The sequence below is a fragment of the Enterobacter sp. 01-M-03-SI-ECC genome (assembly GCF_047530215.1).
In the GTDB taxonomy this organism is placed as follows: Bacteria; Pseudomonadota; Gammaproteobacteria; order Enterobacterales; family Enterobacteriaceae; genus Enterobacter; species Enterobacter chengduensis.
Map to the genome: position 1 here is coordinate 39962 of NZ_JBLKDA010000029.1, position 22474 is coordinate 62435.

General features: G+C 56.8%; 22 protein-coding genes. 12 read left to right on the forward strand and 10 right to left on the reverse strand.

The window, feature by feature from the left end:
* The first annotated feature begins 67 nt into the window (after window positions 1–67).
* The 3 genes from aphA to ACMWKK_RS21185 all read left to right on the forward strand — a co-directional run bounded on the left by aphA (window position 68) and on the right by ACMWKK_RS21185 (window position 1667).
* A complete protein-coding gene (gene aphA, locus ACMWKK_RS21175) occupies window positions 68–781 on the forward strand; it encodes an acid phosphatase AphA (RefSeq protein ID WP_112781560.1) in 714 nt (237 codons plus the stop codon).
* A gap of 113 nt (window positions 782–894) precedes the next feature.
* Entirely contained in the window at window positions 895–1311 is a 417-nt protein-coding gene (locus ACMWKK_RS21180; RefSeq protein ID WP_045328847.1) for a secondary thiamine-phosphate synthase enzyme YjbQ, read from the forward strand.
* A gap of 2 nt (window positions 1312–1313) precedes the next feature.
* Complete coding sequence (locus ACMWKK_RS21185) at window positions 1314–1667, forward strand: MmcQ/YjbR family DNA-binding protein (RefSeq protein WP_045328846.1); 354 nt, start codon at window positions 1314–1316, stop codon at window positions 1665–1667.
* A gap of 3 nt (window positions 1668–1670) precedes the next feature.
* On the opposite strand, the gene uvrA is transcribed toward ACMWKK_RS21185, so the two are convergent.
* Window positions 1671–4493, reverse strand: a complete 2823-nt coding sequence (gene uvrA / locus ACMWKK_RS21190; RefSeq protein WP_045328845.1) for an excinuclease ABC subunit UvrA — start codon at window positions 4491–4493, stop codon at window positions 1671–1673.
* Between the two features lie 251 nt (window positions 4494–4744).
* Here uvrA and ssb1 point away from each other — a divergent pair, with 251 nt between their 5' ends.
* Window positions 4745–5275, forward strand: coding sequence for a single-stranded DNA-binding protein SSB1 (gene ssb1 / locus ACMWKK_RS21195; RefSeq protein ID WP_006177466.1), 531 nt, complete (start codon window positions 4745–4747; stop codon window positions 5273–5275).
* Window positions 5276–5337: 62 nt separating this feature from the next.
* On the opposite strand, the gene ACMWKK_RS21200 is transcribed toward ssb1, so the two are convergent.
* The gene (locus ACMWKK_RS21200; RefSeq protein ID WP_032644710.1) at window positions 5338–5619 is read right to left on the reverse strand and encodes a YjcB family protein; all 282 of its coding nucleotides are present in this window, start codon (window positions 5617–5619) and stop codon (window positions 5338–5340) included.
* Window positions 5620–6155: 536 nt separating this feature from the next.
* Here ACMWKK_RS21200 and ACMWKK_RS21205 point away from each other — a divergent pair.
* Window positions 6156–7721: an EAL domain-containing protein gene (locus ACMWKK_RS21205; RefSeq protein ID WP_045328775.1), complete on the forward strand. Its 1566-nt coding sequence runs from the start codon at window positions 6156–6158 to the stop codon at window positions 7719–7721.
* 6 nt (window positions 7722–7727) lie between these two features.
* Here the strand turns inward: ACMWKK_RS21205 and soxS are convergent, their stop codons facing one another.
* Window positions 7728–8054, reverse strand: a complete 327-nt coding sequence (soxS, locus tag ACMWKK_RS21210; RefSeq protein WP_013095071.1) for a superoxide response transcriptional regulator SoxS — start codon at window positions 8052–8054, stop codon at window positions 7728–7730.
* A 98-nt stretch (window positions 8055–8152) separates the two neighbouring features.
* Here soxS and soxR point away from each other — a divergent pair, with 98 nt between their 5' ends.
* From soxR to ACMWKK_RS21230, 4 genes are all read left to right on the forward strand, one after another.
* Window positions 8153–8611 (forward strand): redox-sensitive transcriptional activator SoxR, encoded by a 459-nt coding sequence (gene soxR / locus ACMWKK_RS21215; RefSeq protein WP_014882155.1) that lies wholly within the window; start codon window positions 8153–8155, stop codon window positions 8609–8611.
* A 540-nt stretch (window positions 8612–9151) separates the two neighbouring features.
* Window positions 9152–9823, forward strand: a complete 672-nt coding sequence (locus tag ACMWKK_RS21220) for a glutathione S-transferase family protein (protein WP_112781403.1) — start codon at window positions 9152–9154, stop codon at window positions 9821–9823.
* 295 nt (window positions 9824–10118) lie between these two features.
* Window positions 10119–11468, forward strand: a complete 1350-nt coding sequence (ghxP, locus tag ACMWKK_RS21225) for a guanine/hypoxanthine transporter GhxP (protein WP_008503390.1) — start codon at window positions 10119–10121, stop codon at window positions 11466–11468.
* A gap of 150 nt (window positions 11469–11618) precedes the next feature.
* Window positions 11619–13265, forward strand: a complete 1647-nt coding sequence (locus tag ACMWKK_RS21230) for a Na+/H+ antiporter (protein ID WP_047716125.1) — start codon at window positions 11619–11621, stop codon at window positions 13263–13265.
* 74 nt (window positions 13266–13339) lie between these two features.
* On the opposite strand, the gene ACMWKK_RS21235 is transcribed toward ACMWKK_RS21230, so the two are convergent.
* A complete protein-coding gene (locus tag ACMWKK_RS21235) occupies window positions 13340–14227 on the reverse strand; it encodes a LysR family transcriptional regulator (RefSeq protein ID WP_045328768.1) in 888 nt (295 codons plus the stop codon).
* A gap of 102 nt (window positions 14228–14329) precedes the next feature.
* On the opposite strand from ACMWKK_RS21235, the gene ACMWKK_RS21240 reads away from it, so the two are divergent.
* A complete protein-coding gene (locus tag ACMWKK_RS21240; RefSeq protein WP_044597314.1) occupies window positions 14330–14740 on the forward strand; it encodes a CidA/LrgA family protein in 411 nt (136 codons plus the stop codon).
* Entirely contained in the window at window positions 14733–15422 is a 690-nt protein-coding gene (locus tag ACMWKK_RS21245) for an LrgB family protein (protein ID WP_045328765.1), read from the forward strand. Before ACMWKK_RS21240 ends, ACMWKK_RS21245 begins: the two co-directional genes overlap by 8 nt.
* A 32-nt stretch (window positions 15423–15454) precedes the next feature.
* On the opposite strand, the gene actP is transcribed toward ACMWKK_RS21245, so the two are convergent.
* The 3 genes from actP to acs all read right to left on the reverse strand — a co-directional run bounded on the left by actP (window position 15455) and on the right by acs (window position 19509).
* Window positions 15455–17104, reverse strand: a complete 1650-nt coding sequence (gene actP / locus ACMWKK_RS21250; protein WP_045328764.1) for a cation/acetate symporter ActP — start codon at window positions 17102–17104, stop codon at window positions 15455–15457.
* The gene (locus ACMWKK_RS21255; protein WP_112781404.1) at window positions 17101–17415 is read right to left on the reverse strand and encodes a DUF485 domain-containing protein; all 315 of its coding nucleotides are present in this window, start codon (window positions 17413–17415) and stop codon (window positions 17101–17103) included. The genes actP and ACMWKK_RS21255 overlap by 4 nt, the downstream gene beginning before the upstream one ends.
* Before the next feature lie 135 nt (window positions 17416–17550).
* Window positions 17551–19509, reverse strand: coding sequence for an acetate--CoA ligase (acs, locus tag ACMWKK_RS21260; protein ID WP_112781405.1), 1959 nt, complete (start codon window positions 19507–19509; stop codon window positions 17551–17553).
* Between the two features lie 423 nt (window positions 19510–19932).
* Here acs and gltP point away from each other — a divergent pair, with 423 nt between their 5' ends.
* The gene (gene gltP, locus ACMWKK_RS21265) at window positions 19933–21246 is read left to right on the forward strand and encodes a glutamate/aspartate:proton symporter GltP (RefSeq protein ID WP_112781406.1); all 1314 of its coding nucleotides are present in this window, start codon (window positions 19933–19935) and stop codon (window positions 21244–21246) included.
* Between the two features lie 83 nt (window positions 21247–21329).
* Here gltP and ACMWKK_RS21270 read toward each other — a convergent pair whose 3' ends face one another.
* The 3 genes from ACMWKK_RS21270 to ACMWKK_RS21280 all read right to left on the reverse strand — a co-directional run.
* Complete coding sequence (locus tag ACMWKK_RS21270; protein ID WP_045328756.1) at window positions 21330–22004, reverse strand: tetratricopeptide repeat protein; 675 nt, start codon at window positions 22002–22004, stop codon at window positions 21330–21332.
* A 121-nt stretch (window positions 22005–22125) separates the two neighbouring features.
* On the reverse strand, window positions 22126–22278 hold the full coding sequence (locus tag ACMWKK_RS21275; RefSeq protein WP_112781407.1) for a Hok/Gef family protein: 153 nt from the start codon (window positions 22276–22278) through the stop codon (window positions 22126–22128).
* 101 nt (window positions 22279–22379) lie between these two features.
* Window positions 22380–22474, reverse strand: a 95-nt coding sequence (locus ACMWKK_RS21280; RefSeq protein ID WP_135717608.1) for an IS3 family transposase, incomplete at its 5' end; no start/stop codon positions are given.

The following is a 22474-nucleotide window of genomic DNA, read 5'->3' on the forward strand; positions in this document are numbered from 1 at the left end:
GGTCGGATAGTTTTTTGACCATTCGCTCAAAATAAAACGATAACAAGCTGAATATTCAGGGGAAAATATGCGCAAGATCACACTGGCGCTCAGCGCCGCCTGCTTATTGTTCTCACTTAATAGCGCCGTCGTCGCGCGCGCTTCTGCACCGACGCCGCTTTACACCGGCACCACCGCCGCCATGCTTGCCGAGCAGGCGCCTATTCACTGGGTCTCCGTGGCCCAAATCGAAAACAGCCTGGTGGGCCGTGCGCCAATGGCCGTGGGCTTTGACATTGACGATACCGTGCTGTTCTCCAGCCCCGGCTTCTGGCGCGGTAAGAAAACGTATTCACCGGACAGCGAAGCGTATCTGAAGAACCCGGAGTTCTGGGAAAAAATGAATAACGGCTGGGACGAGTACAGCATCCCGAAAGAGGTTGCCCGTGCGCTGATTGCCATGCACGTGAAGCGCGGCGACAGCATTTATTTTGTGACCGGCCGCAGCCAGACCAAAACGGAAACCGTCTCTAAAACGCTGCAGGATGATTTCCAGATCCCGGCAGCCAGCATGAACCCGGTTATTTTTGCCGGCGACAAAGAGGGTCAAAACACCAAAACCCAGTGGCTGGAACAGAAGAACATCAAAATATTCTATGGCGATTCGGATAATGACATTACCGCCGCGCAGGACGTGGGAGCCAGAGGTATCAGGGTGTTACGCGCCTCTAACTCAACCTATCGACCGCTGCCGATGGCCGGAAAGTTTGGCGAAGAGGTGATCGTCAATTCGGAGTATTGAGCCCCTGGCAGCGTGTTTGACGATTTTTTGATCAATTCTCGCTGCCGCGGGTTTTACCTTTCGTCTTCTTGCTGCACACTTAGAAAGATTCGTCTTTCATCATGGAGCAGCACATGTGGTACCAACAGACTCTGACCTTAAGCGCTAAACCACGCGGATTTCACCTGGTGACGGAGGAAGTCATCGGGCAACTTCGCGATCTGTCGCGGGTCAAAACGGGTTTGCTGCATCTGCTGCTTCAGCACACGTCAGCCTCTCTTACGCTGAATGAAAATTGCGATCCCACCGTCCGGTCTGATATGGAAAACCATTTTCTGAAGAGCGTCCCGGACAATGCGCCTTACGAGCATGATTATGAGGGGGCGGACGATATGCCTTCGCATATTAAATCCTCTTTGCTCGGCGTATCGCTGATGCTGCCGGTTCACAACGGGCGGCTGGTGTTGGGTACGTGGCAGGGGATCTGGCTGGGAGAGCATCGCATTCACGGTGGTTCGCGTAAAATTATCGCCACGCTACAAGGGGAATAAAGATGACAATTTCGGAGATACTTCAGTACTGCATGGGCAAGCCCGGCGCGGAGCAGAGCGTTCACAGCGACTGGAAGGCCACGCAGGTTAAGGTGGGTGATGTGCTGTTTGCAATGGTGAAAGAGGTGGACGGCCGTCCGGCGGCATCGCTGAAAACCAGCCCGGAACTGGCGGATTTACTCCGTCAGCAGCATGACGACGTGAGGCCGAGCAAGCACCTCAATAAGGCGCACTGGAGCACCGTCTATCTGGATGGTTCAATTCCAGGCTCGCAAATTTACTACCTGGTGGATGCGTCCTATCAGCAGGCGGTTGAGCTGCTGCCGGAATCCACCCGACAGCAGCTCTCCGTGTGACAATTACAGCAACGGTTTGAGGAAGCGCGCGGTGTGCGAGGCTTCGCACTCTGCAACGGTCTCTGGCGTACCGGAAACGAGAATTTCACCGCCGCCGCTGCCGCCTTCCGGGCCGAGATCGACAATCCAGTCCGCGGTTTTAATCACGTCCAGGTTATGTTCGATGACCACGATGGTGTTGCCCTGATCGCGCAGCTGATGCAGCACGTCGAGCAGCTGCTGGATATCGGCAAAGTGCAGGCCGGTGGTCGGCTCGTCCAGAATGTAGAGCGTCTGGCCGGTGCCGCGTTTTGACAGCTCGCGCGCCAGCTTCACGCGCTGGGCTTCACCGCCGGACAGCGTGGTTGCCGACTGCCCCAGACGAATGTAGGTCAGGCCGACGTCCATCAGCGTCTGCAGCTTACGCGCCAGCGCGGGAACGGCATCAAAGAATTCCCGCGCCTCTTCGATGGTCATGTCCAGCACTTCGTGGATGGTCTTGCCCTTGTACTTAATCTCCAGCGTTTCGCGGTTATAGCGTTTGCCTTTGCACTGGTCGCACGGGACGTAGATATCCGGCAGGAAGTGCATCTCAACCTTGATCACGCCGTCGCCCTGGCACGCTTCGCAGCGACCTCCGCGCACGTTAAAGCTGAAGCGTCCTGGCGTATACCCGCGCGAACGCGCTTCCGGCACGCCGGCAAACAGTTCGCGTACGGGCGTGAAGACGCCGGTATAGGTCGCCGGGTTAGAGCGCGGGGTTCGGCCAATCGGGCTCTGGTCAATGTCGATAACCTTATCGAAATGCTCCAGCCCCTGGATGTCGCGGTACGGCGCAGGCTCGGCCAGCGTCGCGCCGTTCAGCGCCGTCTGCGCAATCGGGAACAGGGTATCGTTGATCAGCGTCGATTTACCGGAACCGGACACGCCGGTGATACAGGTAAACAGGCCAACCGGCAGCGTCAGGGTGACGTCTTTCAGGTTGTTGCCGCGCGCGCCGGTCAGCTTCAGCACTTTTTCCGGGTCGGCCGCCACGCGCTGTTTCGGGACTTCAATCTTGCGCTTGCCGCTCATGTACTGGCCGGTCAGCGACTCGGGCACCGCCATAATGTCCTTCAGCGTCCCTTCCGCAACGACCTGACCACCGTGCACGCCTGCGCCCGGACCAATGTCGATGACGTGGTCAGCCGCGCGGATCGCATCTTCATCGTGCTCGACCACGATCACCGTGTTGCCGAGGTTGCGCAGGTGGACCAGCGTGCCGAGCAGACGCTCGTTGTCGCGCTGGTGAAGGCCGATGGAGGGCTCGTCCAGCACGTACATCACGCCTACAAGACCCGCGCCAATCTGGCTCGCCAGGCGGATACGCTGGGCTTCACCGCCGGAGAGCGTTTCCGCCGAGCGGGAAAGCGTCAGGTAGTTCAGGCCGACGTTCACCAGGAACTTCAGGCGATCGCCAATCTCCTTCAGCACTTTTTCGGCAATTTTCGCACGCTGGCCGGAGAGCTTCAGGTTGTTGAAGAAGTCCATCGCGTGGCCGATGCTCATGTCTGAGATGGTCGGCAGCGCCGTATTTTCCACAAACACATGGCGCGCTTCGCGACGCAGGCGCGTGCCCTCACAGGTGGCGCAGGAGCGGTTGCTGATGAACTTCGCCAGTTCCTCGCGCACCGCGCTGGACTCGGTCTCTTTGTAGCGGCGCTCCATATTGTGCAGCACCCCTTCAAACGGGTGGCGACGCACGGAGGTATCGCCGCGATCGTTCATGTACTTGAACTCGATGTTCTCTTTACCGGAACCGAACAGGATCACTTTGTGCACGTTCGGGCTCAGGCTGGCCCACGGCGCTTCAACGTCGAACTTGTAGTGCTCTGCCAGCGACTTCAGCATCTGGAAGTAGTAGAAGTTACGTTTATCCCAGCCGCGAATGGCGCCGCCCGCCAGGGACAGTTCGGGATTCTGGATCACGCGGTCCGGGTCGAAATACTGCTGCACGCCGAGGCCGTCACACGTCGGGCACGCGCCCGCCGGGTTGTTAAAGGAGAACAGGCGCGGTTCCAGCTCGCGCATGCTGTAGCCGCAAATCGGGCAGGCGAAGTTGGCGGAGAAGAGCAGCTCTTCCGCTTTCGGGTCGTCCATGTCGGAAACCACGGCGGTGCCGCCGGAGAGTTCCAGCGCCGTTTCGAACGATTCCGCCAGGCGCGTAGCGAGATCGTCGCGCACCTTGAAGCGGTCAATCACGACTTCAATGGTGTGCTTCTTCTGCAGTTCCAGCTTGGGTGGATCCGACAGGTCGCACACTTCACCGTCGATACGGGCGCGGATATAGCCCTGGCTTGCCAGGTTTTCCAGCGTTTTGGTGTGTTCACCCTTACGCTCTTTAATAATCGGTGCCAGCAGCATCAGGCGTTTGCCTTCCGGCTGCGACAGCACGTTATCCACCATCTGGCTCACGGTCTGTGCCGCCAGCGGGACGTCGTGGTCCGGGCAGCGCGGTTCACCCACGCGAGCATACAGCAGACGCAGGTAGTCATGGATTTCGGTAATGGTACCGACCGTTGAGCGCGGGTTATGCGAGGTGGACTTCTGCTCGATAGAGATAGCAGGCGACAACCCTTCAATATGGTCGACATCCGGTTTTTCCATCAGCGACAGGAACTGACGCGCGTACGCAGAGAGTGATTCAACGTAACGACGCTGTCCTTCGGCATACAAAGTGTCGAAAGCCAGTGAGGATTTGCCAGACCCCGAAAGCCCGGTCACGACAATGAGCTTGTCGCGAGGGATTATGAGGTTGATATTCTTGAGATTGTGGGTGCGGGCGCCCCGAACTTCGATCTTATCCATTCACCTTTCCCGGTTGGAACACGGATTGCCTGGTTTGTTTGAAGGACAAACGGCTGTCAGAAACGGCTAATTATGACACAATTTGACCTGTTTGAATATACAGTATTGGAATGCATTTTCTGATTCGCTGTGTAACAATGTCGAGTCCGCGAGAGATTTCTGAACCGACTACGCAACTATGCAAATTGCCGCGTGGAAATGGTACACTCGCGCGTTTACACTATTAAGAAACGTATTCAGGAGACACGAACATGGCCAGCAGAGGCGTAAACAAGGTGATTCTCGTCGGTAATCTGGGCCAGGACCCGGAAGTACGCTACATGCCGAGTGGTGGCGCAGTTGCCAACATTACGCTGGCTACTTCCGAATCCTGGCGTGATAAAGCGACCGGTGAGATGAAAGAGCAGACCGAATGGCACCGCGTTGTGCTGTTTGGCAAACTGGCTGAAGTGGCCGGTGAATATCTGCGTAAAGGTTCTCAGGTCTATATCGAAGGCCAGCTGCGTACCCGCAAATGGACCGATCAGTCCGGCGCTGAGAAGTACACCACTGAAGTGGTGGTGAACGTGGGCGGCACCATGCAGATGCTGGGTGGCCGTCAGGGCGGTGGCGCACCGGCGGGTGGCGGTCAGAACCAGCAGCAGGGCGGTTGGGGTCAGCCTCAGCAGCCGCAGGGCGGCAACCAGTTCAGCGGCGGCGCGCAGTCTCGTCCGCAGCAGCAGTCTGCTCCGGCACCGTCTAACGAACCGCCAATGGATTTCGACGACGACATTCCGTTCTGATTTCCGAGTGCTTGAAACAAAAAACCCAGACTCTCGTCTGGGTTTTTTTATTCCATCAGTGATCAGGTAATCACCATCGGCCAGTCTGGCGGCGTGTGGCTCATCGCCTCAACCATCACCACTTTAATATTTTCCCAGACGGCAGCGATATCCACCAGGGTGATGCCAAGCAGGCCCGTCGCGAACCAGCATGCGGCCCCAAGCCCCAGTAGGGTGCTGATTACCGCAAGACCGGCATAGTCGGATTTACGAAACTGAATGTTCAACGTGCTGGCTAAAAACATCAGTACCGCACTCAACAAAGGCCAGCGCAGGAGAACCATGCTGGTAGTAATGGCTGCCATAAACCCATCCTCTACAAAACAGACGAACTGAATGAAACGGTGTTTCTCGTTACAGAATATGTGTGAACTATATCACGTTTGTTGATTTATTCGCCAGTGTCTGTGCAATCAAAAAAGGGGATTTTGCAGGCATGCCGTGCCTTCGATGCACGAGGAGCTGATCCACAACGCGCCGTTAAGGTCCTTTGGGCACGTGGCGCTGCCCGCAATTCGGTTTTTATAAGAGGGGCATTATTCTCAGCCGAACCTGAAAATATTGTGGTGAAGGCTGATTATTTATAAATCAAAAATGGTCTGTTGTGTTATCTTCGCGCCAGACCGGGCGGGCTGGATAATTATTTTCCTTAATTGAAACTGAACGAATACTTACAGTTTAACTTACGGGAAAATATTATCGTCATAACGAAATTTAAGATTTTTAATACGAAAAGTCAGTTGCTAACTTCGCATGATTCATGCAACGTAATCACCTGTTTAACACAGCATCCGGCCTTCATTACTACAGGCGTACAACATGCAGGGATATAGGGCGGGAAATGAATCGTAGCGCGCGGCGCAAAATGCTCAGAGTGGTAGGGATCATCATGGTAGTTATGCTGCCGGTGATGCTTGCGCTATGGTTTGCCCAGCTACGTGCCGTGTCGGAAACAAGCGCCCAGCTACGCACATTTGCTGAACTGGCTTTAGACAAAACAGAGCTGGTTATTCAGCAGGTTGATCTGGCGCGTGACGAGGCTGAAAAATATCGGGGTGGCCTTTGCACGCCGGGCCATCGTCAATATATGCTGAACGTTGTTCGCGGCCGCCTGTTTGTCGCCGATTTAATTTACGCGGAAGGTCAGAATTTTCTTTGTTCGACCGTTTTTACACCGGATCGCCCCTACGCCATTCCCGTCGCTAATTACACGCGTAAACCTGACGTCGCTATCTATTATTATCGCGATACCCCATTTTATACTGGCTATAAAATGACATATATGCAGCGCGGGAATTATGTGGTGGTTGTCAATCCGCTTTCATACAGCGAAGTCATGTCCGCGGATCATTCTCTTTCGTGGGGCGTGTACGACACGGTAACCAATGCGTTCTTTTCCGTCAGTCAGAAAGCCAATGTTGCTTTATTAAATTCGATGATTCGGGATAAGGAATCGGTATTTCAAAAAGATAACCGTTTCTATACCGTCGTGAAGTCGCCAAAACGGCCTATTGCCGCTATCGTGTCGACGTCAAATAAACGTTTTTATGAAACGCTCTATCATCAGGCGACGCTGACGCTGCCGCTGGGGATGATCTGCAGCATTATTATTTTGCTGGTCTGGTCCCGTACCCACCGCGAGCTTAACTCGCCGGGGCGTCTGCTGCACCGGGCGCTGAACAAACGTCAGCTTTGCCTGCATTATCAGCCGATTATTGATATTAAGAATAACCAGTGCGTGGGGGCAGAGGCGCTGTTACGCTGGCCGGGTTTTAACGGGCAGGTGATGAGCCCGGCGGAGTTTATTCCGCTGGCGGAAAATGAGGGGATGAGCGAGCGGATTACGGACTATGTCGTTGAAGAGGTATTCAACGATCTGGGCCATTTCCTGGCCGAGCATCCGCATCTCTATATTTCGATTAACCTGTCGGCGACGGATTTCCACTCCTCGCGGCTGATTGCCATGATTTCCGACAAGGCCCGCCACTACGCTGTCCGCGCGCAGCAAATCAAAATCGAAGTGACGGAACGCGGTTTTATCGATGTGCCTAAAACCACGCCGGTGATTCAGGCCTTCCGTCAGGCGGGGTATGAAGTCGCCATCGATGATTTCGGAACCGGTTACTCGAACCTGCACAACCTCTACTCGCTGAACGTGGATATTTTGAAAATCGATAAATCGTTTATCGATACCTTAACGACCAACAGCACCAGCCACCTGATCGCCGAGCATATTATCGAGATGGCGCAAAGCCTGCGGCTGAAAACCATTGCGGAAGGGGTCGAGACGGCAGAGCAGGTGAGCTGGCTGTTGAAGCGCGGCGTTCAGTTTTGTCAGGGATGGCACTTCGCGAAAGCGATGCCGCCCCAGGAATTCATGACCTGGCAGCAGCAACCTTTGCACTGAGGGTGATTAATTCAGCTGATGGCGATAGTCGCTTGGCGTGCGGTCAAACTCGCGGCGAAACACGCGGGAAAAGGTTTGTTGCGACACATAGCCCAGGTCCATCGCAATATCAAAAATTGGCCGCTGCGTTGAGCGTAGCGCCTGTGCCGCCAGCAGCAGCCTGCGCTGGCGAATGTACTCACCCAGCGTCTGATGCATGACCGTGCGGAACATTCTCTGTAAGTACCATTTCGAATAGCCCGACTTTTTGGCGACCACATCAATGTTCAACGGTTGGTCGATATGTTCATCAATCCATTCAATAAGCGTCTGAATAATTTGCTGATGCGACATAAGGTTGCCCCTCTGTAGATACAACTATCTCGGTTAATTCGTCGTTTTCTCTGCGGGGGAGTATAATTCCTCAAGTTAACTTGAGGTAAAGAGGTTTTATGGAAAAGAGATTGCCGCGCATTAAAGCGCTGTTAACCCCCGGCGAAGTGGCGAAGCGAAGCGGCGTTGCGGTATCTGCACTCCACTTCTATGAAAGCAAAGGGTTAATCAAGAGCATCCGTAACGGGGGCAACCAGCGTCGCTATACCCGCGACGTGCTTCGCTACGTGGCGATTATCAAAATTGCGCAACGAATCGGAATTCCCCTGGCCACGATCGGGGAGGCATTTGGCGTGCTGCCGGAAGGCCACACGCTGAGCCCGAAAGAGTGGAAAGAGCTGTCGTCCCAGTGGCGTGAAGAGCTGGACAGGCGTATTCATACGCTGGTCGCCCTGCGTGACGAGCTGGATGGCTGCATTGGCTGCGGCTGCCTGTCGCGCAGCGACTGCCCGTTGCGTAACCCCGGCGACAGGCTGGGCGAGCAGGGAACGGGGGCGCGACTGCTGGAGGAAGAGTAAGTCTCTGCGGCCTGCGCGTCGGGTGGCGGCTGCGCCTTACCCGACCTACGGAAACTGTTTGTCGGGTGGCGGCTGCGCCTTACCCGACCTACGGAAACTGTTTGTCGGGTGGCGGCTGCGCCTTACCGGACCTACGGAAACTGTTTGTCGGGTGGTGGCTGCGCCTTACCGGACCTACGGAAACTTTTTGTCGGGTGGCGGCTACGCCTTACCCGACCTACAAAACCGAGAACGTAGGCCGGGTAAGCGAAGCGCCACCCGGCGAAAAGCATCATAAAGAACTAAAGCGCCACAAAGGGCGCTTTAGTTTTTCCCGGTCTTTGTCTTTCACTCTATCCCGCTGGTTCACGGGAGGGTTTCCCCCGACATCAGCACCCCTCAGTGTCGAGCAGGTTGGGGAGGTTCCGGATTGTGCTGATACTTTAATTCTATGCAAGCCCCGTTTTTTCGCCAGCGCCGCTGACCGGTTTTTAGCCGAATTTTTTTCGCGGTGTTGTTCAATTTTCTATAGTTAAAAAGTATGAATAACAGGAGAAAGCCATGCTCACGGTACACCACCTTAACCAGTCGCGCTCTCACCGCGTGATCTGGGCGCTGGAGGAACTCGGTCTGCCTTATGAGATCGTTCACTACCAGCGCGAAAAGAACATGCTGGCACCGGAGGCGCTCAAAAAGGTGCATCCGTTGGGCAAATCACCGGTCATCGAAGATAACGGACTGGTCCTTGCGGAGTCGGGTGCCATTCTGGAGTACCTGCAGGAAACGTACGACGCCGGGTCACGCCTTAAGCCTCTGGATCCGGCGCATAAGGTGCAGTACCGCTTCTGGCTGCATTACGCCGAAGGCTCGCTGATGCCGCTGCTGTTAATGAAGCTGGTCTTCAACAGCCTCGGCAAGCCGCCGGTGCCGTTTGGCCTCAGAACCCTGGGCAAAGCGCTGGGGCAGGGGGTGCAGAAAGCGTATCTCAACCGTCAGCTGGAAACCCATGCGCGCTTCATTGAGGCGCATCTTGCGAAAAACAGCTGGTTTGCCGGGGATGCGCTCAGCATGGCCGACATTCAGATGAGCTTCCCGATCTTTGCCCTGCTGGCGCGCGGCGGTATCAACAACCTGCCGCATACTCAGGCATGGAAGGCAAGGGTAGAGACCCGCCCCGGCTGGCAAAGAACCCTGGAACAGGGTGGGCCTTTATCCATCCCGGGTGAGGACTGAAAATGTAAACAAATTGCGCATAGACGATAACGTTTGCGCATCCTCTGTTTATTTCTTCAGCGTCATAAGGGAATTTTAGCGAAAAACGATAAAGTTCAGTTGAAAAGGGCGGGGATTAGGCTAGATAATCGTTTGCCTTAATTTGACCACCCGTTTGTAAGCGCGGAGCTAAACGTTTGCTTTTTTTGTGACGCCCTTTCGTCACAAACGCAACACAAGGATTTGACGTTCAGCTGGCAGTGGCGTCTCCACCTCGCTTACGGACTTCCTAAAAAACTCTCAGGGGATGTTTTCTATGTCTACGCCATCTGCGCGTACCGGCGGTTCACTTGACGCCATGTTTAAAATTTCGGCTCGCGGCAGCACCGTGCGCCAGGAAATCGTTGCCGGTTTGACAACGTTTCTGGCGATGGTTTATTCCGTCATCGTTGTGCCGGGCATGCTGGGCAAAGCGGGCTTCCCGCCAGCGGCTGTGTTTGTGGCGACCTGCCTCGTGGCCGGCGTGGGCTCCATCGTGATGGGCCTGTGGGCGAACCTGCCGCTGGCAATTGGTTGCGCCATCTCTCTGACCGCGTTCACCGCGTTCAGCCTGGTGCTGGGCCAGCACATCAGCGTACCGGTTGCGCTGGGCGCCGTGTTCCTGATGGGGGTGCTGTTTACCGTGATTTCAGCGACGGGCATCCGCAGCTGGATTTTGCGCAACCTGCCGCAGGGCGTGGCGCACGGTACCGGTATCGGCATCGGCCTGTTCCTGTTGCTTATCGCCGCTAACGGCGTTGGTCTGGTCATCAAGAATCCGCTGGACGGTCTGCCGGTCGCCCTCGGTCATTTCGCCAGCTTCCCGGTGATCATGTCGCTGATCGGTCTGGCGGTGATTATCGGTCTGGAAAAACTGAAGGTCCCGGGCGGTATTCTGCTGACCATTATCGGTGTTTCCATTGTCGGCCTGATTTTCGACCCTAACGTCCACTTCTCCGGCATTTTCGCCATGCCGTCGCTGAGCGATGACAAAGGCAACTCCCTGATTGGCAGCCTGGATATTGTCGGCGCGCTGAACCCGGTGATCCTGCCAAGCGTGCTGGCGCTGGTGATGACCGCCGTGTTTGACGCGACCGGTACCATTCGTGCGGTGGCCGGTCAGGCTAACCTGCTGGATAAAGACGGTCAGATTATTGACGGCGGCAAAGCGCTGACCACCGACTCCCTGAGCAGCGTTTTCTCAGGCCTGGTGGGTGCGGCACCGGCGGCGGTGTATATCGAGTCCGCAGCGGGTACGGCGGCAGGCGGTAAAACCGGCCTGACGGCGATCACCGTGGGCGTGCTGTTCATGCTGATCCTGTTCCTCTCTCCGCTCTCCTATCTGGTTCCGGCGTACGCGACCGCGCCAGCGCTGATGTACGTTGGCCTGCTGATGCTGAGCAACGTGGCGAAAATCGACTTTGCGGACTTCGTGGACGCCATGTCAGGCCTGATTACCGCGGTCTTTATCGTGCTGACCTGCAACATCGTGACCGGCATTATGATCGGCTTCGCGTCGCTGGTGATTGGTCGTCTGGTTTCCGGTGAATGGCGCAAGCTGAACGTGGGCACCGTGGTCATCGCCGTGGCGCTGGTGGCGTTCTACGCGGGCGGCTGGGCAATCTAAATTGGCCTTTGATGCGAAAACGGGTGGCTCGGGCCGCCCGTTTTTATTTTCAGGACTCATCCTGTTGCCTTTTGCGTTACTCTGAGGAAGATAGAATAAAAGGCACGACGCCTTCCGGAGTACATAAGCAACACAGCAAACAGGGAACGCATGGAAATCTTCTTCACAATACTTATCATGACCCTTGTGGTCTCGCTATCCGGGGTGGTTACACGCGTACTGCCCTTTCAGGTCCCCCTGCCATTAATGCAAATTGCCATCGGCGCGCTGCTGGCGTGGCCGACGTTTGGCCTGCACGTGGAATTTGACCCCGAACTGTTCCTCGTGCTGTTCATTCCGCCACTGCTGTTTGCCGATGGCTGGAAAACGCCCACGCGCGAATTCCTTGAGCACGGGCGAGAAATCTTCGGCCTGGCGCTGGCGCTGGTGGTGGTCACCGTCGTCGGGATTGGTTTTCTGATCTACTGGACGGTGCCGGGTATTCCTTTAATCCCGGCCTTTGCGCTGGCCGCCGTGCTGTCGCCAACCGATGCCGTGGCGCTGTCCGGCATTGTGGGTGAAGGCCGCATTCCGAAGAAAATCATGGGGATTTTACAGGGGGAGGCGCTGATGAACGACGCCTCCGGCCTGGTCGCACTGAAGTTTGCCGTGGCCGTTGCGATGGGCACGATGGTCTTTACCGTTGGCGGCGCGACCCTGGAATTCTTCAAGGTGGCCATTGGCGGCATTCTGGCGGGCTTCGTGGTGAGCTGGCTGTACGGCCGCTCATTGCGCTTCCTCAGCCGCTGGGGCGGCGATGAGCCTGCTACCCAAATCGTACTGCTGTTCCTGCTGCCGTTTGCCTCTTATCTGATTGCAGAACACATCGGCGTGTCGGGCATTCTGGCGGCGGTGGCGGCGGGGATGACCATCACCCGTTCCGGCGTAATGCGCCGCGCGCCGCTGGCCATGCGCCTGCGCGCCAACAGCACCTGGGCCATGCTGGAGTTTGTCTTTAACGGCATGGTGTTCCTGCTGCTGGGCCTGCAGCTGCCGGGCATTATGGAATCCTCGCTGGTGGCGGCCGAAGCCGACCCGAACGTGGAAGTCTGGATGCTGTTTACCGACGTCGTGCTGATCTACCTGGCGCTGATGCTGGTGCGTTTCGGCTGGCTGTGGACGATGAAAAACTTCAGCGTGCGCTTCCTGAAGAAAAAGCCGATGGAGTTCGGCGCGTGGACAACGCGTGAGCTGCTGATCGCCTCCTTTGCGGGCGTTCGCGGGGCGATCACCCTTGCCGGTGTGCTCTCGATTCCGCTGCTGCTGCCGACGGGCGACGTCTTCCCGGCGCGCTACGAGCTGGTCTTCCTGGCGGCGGGCGTGATTCTGTTCTCCCTGTTTGTTGGGGTGATTATGCTGCCGATTTTACTTCAGCATATTGATGCCGGTGATTCGACCCAGCAGCATAAAGAGGAGCGTATTGCCCGGGCGGCCACCGCCGAAGTGGCGATTGTCGCGATCCAGAAAATGGAAGAGCGTCTGGCCGCGGATGCGGAAGAGAACATCGACAACCAGCTGCTGACGGAAGTGAGTTCCCGCGTGATTGGTAACCTGCGCCGCCGCGCGGACGGGCGTAACGATGTGGAAAGCTCGCTGCAGGAGGAAAACCTGGAGCGCCGGTTCCGCCTGGCGGCGCTGCGTTCAGAGCGTGCCGAGCTTTACCATCTGCGCGCCACGCGCCAGATCAGCAACGAAACGCTGCAAAAGCTGCTCCACGATCTGGACCTGCTGGAAGCGTTGTTGATAGAGAATCAGTAGCTTTTTGCCCGGTGGCACTGCGCTTACCGGGCCTACGAAACCTGTAGGCCGGGTAAGGCGAAGCCGCCACCCGGCTATTCAGACCGCACCCAAAACCCCTTACAGCACTCCAGCCACGCCTGCGCGCTCTGCGACAGATACACCCCTTCACGCCAGATCATCCCCAGCTGCCAGTGCAGCTCGCTCTCCAGCGGGATCCAGCGCAGCGTATTTTTATCCAGCCGCTCGCAAATCGGCTGCGGCAGAATGGCAATCCCCACGCCGGCCTGCACCATCGCCGCCAGGAAATCCCACTGTCCGCTGCGCACCGCAATGCGCGGCTTCACGTTATGTTGGTTGAACAGCGTCATCAGCTGACGGCTTAAGGCGAAGTCTTCGTTGTAGATCAGCAGGGGATGTTCACCGAGCAGCTCGGGCTTTACCGAGTCAATCTTCAGCCAGTCTCCGGAGCGTGGCGCCAGGACGCAAAGCGGATGGCTAAACAGCGGCAGGGTTGCCAGACCGCTCTCCTCCTCCACGGGCAGGGCGGTCATTGCCACGTCGAGTTCGCCGTTGGTGACGGCCTGCTGGACGGTTAAGCCACCAAACTCCGAAATCTTCAGCTCAACGCCGGGATAGCGCTGGCGAAACAGGCTAATCGGTCCGGCCATCATCATGCCGACCATGGGCGGAATGCCGAGGCGAAGCACCCCTTTGGTCAGATGATTAATATCGCCCAGCTCCGCTTCCAGCTGGCGGAACTCCGCCAGAATCGCCAGCCCGCGTTCGAACACCACGCGTCCGGTGTCGGTCAGCAGCAGCTTGCGGCCGTCGCGGATCAGCAGGGTACAGTTCAGTTCATCTTCGAGGTTTTTCAGCATCTTGCTGATGGTTGGCTGGGTAACGAACAACTTCTCCGCTGCGCGGGTAAAACTTTGCTGGCGAACCACCTCGACAAAATAGCGCAGCGTTCTTATGTCCATGATTATTCCTCGAAACTATACCTTTGATGATTTTAATTCATTTCTTTCACTGACGTGCGCTCACTATACTGGCGCCTCGTCTCATTTTTGAGGAAAACCCCCATGGCCGTGGCGTTAAGCCGTGTTACGCCTGCCGTTGTGCAACGACTCCAGGTCCCGGTTCAGGTACTGCTCTACGCGGGACTGTTCGTTTTCGCCGAATATCTTGTCGGCTGGCTGCATCTGCCGCTGCCTGCCAATCTTGTCGGGATGCTGCTGATGTTGACGCTCATCCTCTGTCGCGTGATCCCCCTCAACTGGGTGCGCGCCGGGGCGCGCTGGCTGCTGGCGGAGATGCTGCTGTTCTTTGTCCCTGCCGTGGTGGCGGTGGTGAACTATGCGCAGCTGCTGATGGTGGATGGCTGGCGGATCTTCGCGGTTATCGCGCTGAGTACGCTGATGGTGCTGGGGGCGACGGCCTGGGTGGTGGACAACGTCTACCGGTTTGAAATCAGCAGGCACAAACATGACTAATTTTCAGGTCAGCATCCTGTGCCTGGTGGCGACGCTGGCGATCTACTTTGCCAACAAGCGGCTGTATCGTCGTTTTCATGCCCTGCCGCTGATGCCGCTGGTCTTCACGCCGATCCTGCTGGTGATGATGCTGGTCTTCGGCCATATCTCCTGGCAAAACTACATCGGTGAATCCCACTGGCTGCTGTGGCTGCTCGGCCCGGCGACCATCGCCTTTGCCGTACCGGTTTACGACAACCTGGCGATCATCAAACGCCACTGGATGTCGCTCAGCGCTGGCGTCCTCACCGCCACGGTGGTCGCCGTGTGCAGCTCCGTCTGGCTGGCCCGGCTGTTTACCCTCTCGGATGAAATCCAGCGCAGCCTGGCGGTGCGCTCGGTCACAACGCCGTTTGCGCTGGCCGCGGCAAAACCGCTCGGCGGGCAGCCGGATCTGGTGGCGCTGTTTGTGGTGGTGACGGGCGTCTTCGGGATGGCGGTCGGCGACGTGCTGTTTCTGCGGCTTTCTATTCGGGAAGGAATGGCGAAAGGCGCGGGTTTTGGCGCGGCGTCGCACGGCGCGGGCACGGCACGTTCCTATGAGCTGGGGCAGCAGGAGGGCGTTGTCGCGAGCCTGGTGATGATGCTGTCGGGCGTAGTGATGGTCCTGATTGCGCCGCTGGTGGCGTGGGTGATGTTTTAAGCTCCCCGGCCGCTATGGCCGGGGAGAAAGGCTTAGTGCGCGCGGCCCTGCTCAACGCCCAGGCCGGTTTGTGAACGGATAAACTGGGCGCGGAATTTCTCACGCTCCAGGTTACCCTCCGGCGAGTTGTCGGTGGCCGAGAAGAACCAGATGCCGATAAACGCCACGGCGATCGAGAACAGCGCCGGGTATTCATACGGGAAAATGGCGCTAGCGTGACCGAGGATCTGCACCCAAATCGTTGGGCCCAGAATCATCAGGATCACCGCCGTCAGCAGCCCCAGCCAGCCGCCAATCATCGCGCCACGGGTGGTCAGTTTCGACCAGTACATGGAGAGCAGGATGATCGGGAAGTTGCAGCTTGCCGCAATCGAGAAGGCCAGCCCCACCATAAAGGCGATGTTCTGCTTCTCAAACAGAATGCCCAGCAGGATCGCCACGACGCCCAGCACCAGCACGGTGATTTTTGAAACCTTCAGCTCATCGCGCTCGCTCGCGCCCTTGCGGAAGACGTTGGCGTAGAGGTCATGCGATACCGCCGACGCGCCGGCGAGGGTCAGCCCCGCAACCACCGCCAGAATGGTGGCGAAGGCCACGGCGGAGATAAAGCCGAGGAACAGGTTGCCGCCTACCGCGTCCGCCAGATGCACCGCCGCCATGTTGTTACCGCCAATCAGCGCGCCCGCCGCGTCTTTAAACGCCGGGTTCGCCCCCACCAGCATGATCGCGCCAAAGCCGATGATAAAGGTCAGGATGTAGAAGTAACCCATGAAGCCGGTGGCGTAGAAGACGCTTTTGCGTGCTTCACGCGCGTCGCTTACGGTAAAGAAGCGCATCAGGATGTGCGGCAGGCCAGCCGTACCAAACATCAGACCGAGACCGAGAGAGAGCGCGGATATTGGGTCTTTCACCAGCCCGCCCGGGCTCATGATCGCTTCTCCTTTCGGATGGACCGCCATGGCTTCAGTGAACAGATTATTGAAGCTGAAGCCGACGTGCTTCATCACCATAAAGGCCATAAAGCTGGCGCCGAACAGCAGCAGGACGGCTTTGATGATCTGCACCCAGGTGGTCGCCAGCATGCCGCCGAACAGGACGTACATCACCATCAGCACCCCCACCAGCACCACGGCGATGTGGTAGTTGAGGCCGAACAGCAGTTCGATCAGTTTACCCGCGCCCACCATCTGCGCAATCAGGTACAGCGCCACTACCACCAGCGAGCCGCAGGCGGAGAGGGTGCGTATCGGCCCCTGCTTCAGTCGATAGGATGCGACGTCCGCGAAGGTGTAGCGGCCCAGGTTACGCAGGCGCTCGGCAATCAGGAACAGGATGATCGGCCAGCCGACGAGGAAGCCGAGAGAGTAAATCAGGCCGTCATAGCCGGAGGTGTACACCAGCGCGGAGATCCCGAGGAACGAGGCGGCGGACATAAAATCTCCCGCAATCGCCAGCCCGTTCTGGAAGCCGGTAATATTGCCCCCGGCGGTGTAGTAATCGTTACGCGAGCGCACGCGTTTCGACGCCCAGTACGTAATGTACAGCGTCAGCAGAACGAAGATCAGGAACATGATAATCGCCTGCCAGTTGGTCGGCTGGCGCTGGACTTCGCCGGTAATGGCATCCGCCGCGTGGGCGGCAAAGGGGAGGGTGGCGGCGAGCGCCGTCAGAACTCGCTTCATGATGCTTTTACCTCTTGCAGAACCGCTTTATTAAGACGATCGAATTCCCCGTTCGCGCGCCAGACGTAGACGCCGGTCAGCAGGAAGGAGATCACAATCACGCCAATACCAATGGGAATGCCGCGCGTGACGCTGGTGCCCGCATGCAGCGGGGTGCCCAGCCAGTGCGGTGCAAAGGCGATCAGCAGAATAAAGCCGACATAGATAATCAGCATGATGATGGAAAGGGTGAAGGCAAACCGTTGCCGCTTATCGACGAGCTCCCTGTAGTGCGCACTATTCTCTATCTGCTGACAAATATCGTTATTCATCACAGAGTCTCCAAAGGTAAGGTTGGTTTGTTTTTAGTCCCCTCTCCCCTTTGGGGAGAGGGTTAGGGTGAGGGGAGGAAGGCGCGGTCTGATGCCCTCACCCCGGCCCTCTCCCACGGGGAGAGGGAGAAAAGATTACGATGGCATTGCGATGGCCTGCTTCTCTTCGAGCAGTTTGTCCACCACGCCAGGATCCGCGAGCGTTGAGGTATCGCCGAGGTTGCTGGTATCCCCCGCCGCGATTTTGCGCAAAATACGGCGCATAATTTTGCCGGAGCGGGTCTTCGGCAGCGAGTCGGTCCAGTGCAGCACGTCCGGCGTCGCCAGCGGGCCAATCTCTTTGCGCACCCAGTTACGCACTTCGGTGTACAGCTCTGGCGACGGTTCTTCTCCATGATTCAGCGTGACGTAGGCGTAAATCGCCTGGCCTTTGATGTTGTGCGGGATCCCAACAACGGCGGCTTCGGCAATCTTTGGATGCGATACCAGGGCCGATTCAATCTCCGCGGTGCCCAGACGGTGGCCGGAGACGTTCAGCACGTCGTCCACGCGGCCGGTGATCCAGTAATAGCCATCTTCATCACGACGCGCGCCGTCGCCGCTGAAGTACATGTTTTTAAAGGTCGAGAAGTAGGTCTGCTCGAAGCGATCGTGATCGCCGAACAGGGTCCGCGCCTGACCCGGCCAGGAGTCGACGATAACCAGGTTACCTTCGGTGGCCCCGTCCAGCGGGTTGCCTTCGTTATCCACCAGCGCAGGCTGGACGCCGAAGAACGGACGGGTTGCCGAGCCGGCTTTCAGCTGCGTGGCGCCCGGCATTGGGGTGATCATAAAGCCGCCGGTTTCGGTTTGCCACCAGGTGTCCATCACCGGGCATTTCTCGTTGCCGATTTTCTTCCAGTACCACTCCCAGGCTTCCGGGTTAATGGGCTCACCCACTGACCCGAGGATGCGCAACGAAGAGCGGTCGGTGCCTTCGATGGCCTTATCACCTTCCGCCATCAATGCGCGGATCGCCGTTGGTGCGGTGTAAAGAATATTGACCTGGTGCTTGTCGACGACCTGGCACATCCGCGCCGGGGTCGGCCAGTTGGGGACGCCCTCAAACATCAGCGTGGTCGCGCCGCAGGCCAGCGGGCCGTAAAGCAGGTAGCTGTGTCCGGTCACCCAGCCCACGTCGGCGGTACACCAGTAGATGTCGCCCGAGTGGTAGTCGAAGACGTATTTGAAGGTGGTGGCCGCGTAGACCAGATAGCCGCCGGTGGTGTGCAGCACGCCTTTCGGCTTACCGGTTGAGCCGGAGGTATAGAGAATGAAAAGCGGATCTTCAGCGTTCATCTCTTCCGGCTGATGCTGGTCGCTCGCTTTTTCAATCAGATCGCTCCACCACAGGTCGCGCCCCTCGTGCCAGTCGATTTTACCGCCGGTGCGCTTAAGGACGATGACGTTGCTGACCGTTTTGACGTTCGGGTTTTTCAGCGCTTCGTCGACGTTTTTCTTCAGGGGGATACCGCGTCCGGCGCGCACGCCTTCATCGGCGGTGATCACCAGTTTTGAACTGGAATCGACAATACGGCCCGCCACCGCTTCCGGGGAGAAGCCGCCGAAGATAACAGAGTGAATCGCGCCGATACGCGCGCAGGCCAGCATGGCGACAGCCGCTTCCGGCACCATCGGCATATAGATCGCGACCACATCGCCTTTTTTAATGCCTTTTTCCAGCAGGACGTTGGCGAAGCGGCACACGTCGCGGTGCAGTTCTTTATAGGTAATGTGCTTGCTCTGCGAGGCGTCATCGCCTTCCCAGATGATGGCCGTCTCGTTCCCGCGCTCGGCAAGGTGACGATCGAGGCAGTTTGCCGCCAGGTTCAGGGTGCCATCTTCATACCATTTAATGGAGACATTGCCGGGCGCAAAGGAGGTGTTCTTCACCTTCTGATATGGCTTGATCCAGTCAAGGATATGGCCCTGCTCACCCCAGAAGGCATCCGGGGCGGTGATAGATTGCTGATACTTCTCGTGGTACTGCTCCGGGTTTATCAGGCAACGGTCCGCAATATTAGCGGGAATGTCATGTTTGTGTATTTGGCTCATGGCTTTTTTTCTCCTTGTAAGATGTTAATAATATGTCACTAAAACGTTAATTGTAGGGGCTTTACAAGCTTTGTTTATTATTTGGGCTACAGATCACGCATTGTTTGAACAGGTTGAAAAATGAGCGAATGAAACTTTGAAGGAAAATAATTTATGCTGACGATTATTCACATTTATGTTTAAAAAAGCGTTTTTATAACAGAAGGTTATTTATAAGAATCAGGAGAAACTCCCGTCCCAGTTGCTTTTACGAGTGAAATGGGCCGTTCTTTAAGGCTTGCGCAACATGCCGCGCAAATGATACTCATACGCCGCGTTAAAAAATCCCATAAATCGACGCAACACAATTCATACCCTTTCAGTATGTCCCCATATTCATGCAGTTTTGATGAATAAGGCGCTTCATTGAGGAAGTCAGTTTCTATGAAAAACGTTAAAGTGAGCCTGGCCTGGCAGATCTTAATCGCCCTTGTGCTGGGCATCCTGCTGGGCAGTTACCTCCACTATCACAGCGACAGCCGCGAATGGCTGATTGCGAACCTGCTTTCCCCGGCTGGGGATATCTTTATTCATCTGATCAAGATGATCGTGGTACCGATTGTGATTTCGACGCTGGTGGTCGGTATTGCGGGCGTCGGCGACGCGAAGCAGCTTGGCCGTATTGGTGCGAAAACCATTATCTATTTCGAAGTGATCACTACGGTTGCGATCGTTCTCGGCATTACCCTGGCGAACGTGTTCCAGCCGGGTTCCGGGATCGATATGTCGCAGCTGGCTACGGTGGATATTTCGAAATACCAAAGTACGACCGCTGACGTGCAGAGCCATGCGCACGGCCTGATGGGCACCATCCTTTCTCTGGTGCCGACCAACATCGTGGCGTCGATGGCGAAAGGTGAGATGCTGCCGATTATCTTCTTCTCGGTGCTGTTTGGCCTGGGGCTCTCTTCACTGCCGGCAACGCACCGCGAACCGCTGGTGACCGTGTTCCGCTCTATCTCTGAAACCATGTTTAAAGTGACCCACATGGTGATGCGCTACGCGCCGGTAGGGGTGTTTGCGCTGATCGCCGTCACCGTGGCGAACTTTGGTTTTGCCTCCCTCTGGCCGCTGGCGAAGCTGGTGATCCTGGTGCACTTCGCCATCCTGTTCTTTGCGCTGGTGGTGCTGGGCATTGTGGCGCGCCTCTGCGGGCTGAGCATCTGGATCCTGATCCGTATCCTGAAGGATGAGCTGATTCTGGCCTACTCCACGGCAAGCTCAGAGAGCGTGCTGCCGCGTATTATTGAGAAGATGGAAGCCTACGGCGCGCCAGCGTCGATCACCAGCTTCGTGGTGCCGACCGGTTACTCCTTTAACCTGGACGGTTCCACGCTGTACCAGAGTATCGCCGCTATCTTTATTGCGCAGCTGTACGGCATCGACCTGTCGCTGTGGCAGGAGATCGTACTGGTGCTGACGCTGATGGTGACGTCTAAAGGCATCGCAGGCGTACCGGGCGTGTCGTTCGTGGTGCTGCTGGCGACGCTGGGCAGCGTCGGCATTCCGCTGGAAGGCCTGGCGTTTATCGCGGGTGTAGACCGTATCCTCGACATGGCGCGTACGGCGCTGAACGTGGTGGGTAACGCGCTGGCGGTGCTGGTTATCGCCAAGTGGGAACATAAATTCGATCGTAAAAAGGCGCTGGCGTACGAACGCGAGGTGCTGGGTCGTTTTGATAAGACGGCTGACCAGTAATGTAAAAAGCCGGGTGGCGGCTTCGCCTTACCCGGCCTACACAAGCCGTAGGCCCGGTAAGCGCAGCGCCACCGGGCAATGGTTTACTCCCCGCTCAACGCATCAAACTCTTCGCAGCCCGTATCAAACCCTTCAGTGCAGCTCAGGTTCAACCAGTACAGGGCTTTCTGTTTATTCGGCGTGATAAAGCCTTTCTCGCCCTGCCTGAACAACATCCCCGCCCAGTACTCGGCGTAGCCCGTACGCGAAAGGGCTGAACTGCGCTTGAACCATGAGGCGGCCTGCATATCATCCTGCGCCACCTCTACGCCGTTGGCATAAATCAGCCCGAGCAGCATTTGCGCATCGACCGCTGAATCGTTGTCGATATCTTCGGTCGCCGTTTGCAGCAGCTTAATGGCCTGAGGATAGTCGGTTTTACCGGCCTGAGTATTGACCAGCACGCGGGCCAGCATAATCGCGCCGCGTTTGCTGCCTGCAATATTGGCCTGTTGCGCGAGGGCTTTGGCCTGGGCGTAATCGCCCTGCGTAAAGTGGATTTGCGACAACAGCGCCATGGCGTCAACATCGCCGCCTTTTGCGGCTTTTTCGGCCCACAGCGCGGCCAGCTTGCTGTCGCCGGAACTGAAGTACGTATCAGCAAGATAATACTGGGCACGGGCATCGCCGGCTTCCGCCTGCTTCAGGTACTGGCTGCCTATCTCATCTGCATGGGCAAGGGAGGTTAAAAAGAATAACAGCAGAAAAATGGGTTTCATGGATTCTTATCATCTGGGTACACGCCGCGCAGTATAATCGCGGCGGCGGAAGAAAAAAATGGGTGCATTAAGACCTCAGCATCCTACAAGCCGGGCGGAACCGCTGTTCCGCCCGTAGAGGTTAGCCTGCGTTGCAGGCTAATTTTGCCGCCACCTCCTGATGCTCACTCTTTATTGAAAACTCGCATAACTTACCGCGAGTAATAAAGGTAAAGATCGCTATCGTCAGGCAAATAATAAAGACGATGCCTAACGCAGTTTTTAATGGCGTCATGCCTTTTACTCCTTGTCAAAAAAAGAATAAGAGGCTACTCTCAACTTGTTGGGAGTTGAGGGAGTAGCCTCGGGTTGTACTGACCCCAAAAAGTTGGACAGTTAAACACGAGGCACATAGGTCTGGGTTCGATATTCAATTGGACTCAGACCTTTTAATTTCAGGCTAATTCTTCTGCTGTTGTAGTAGTCAATAT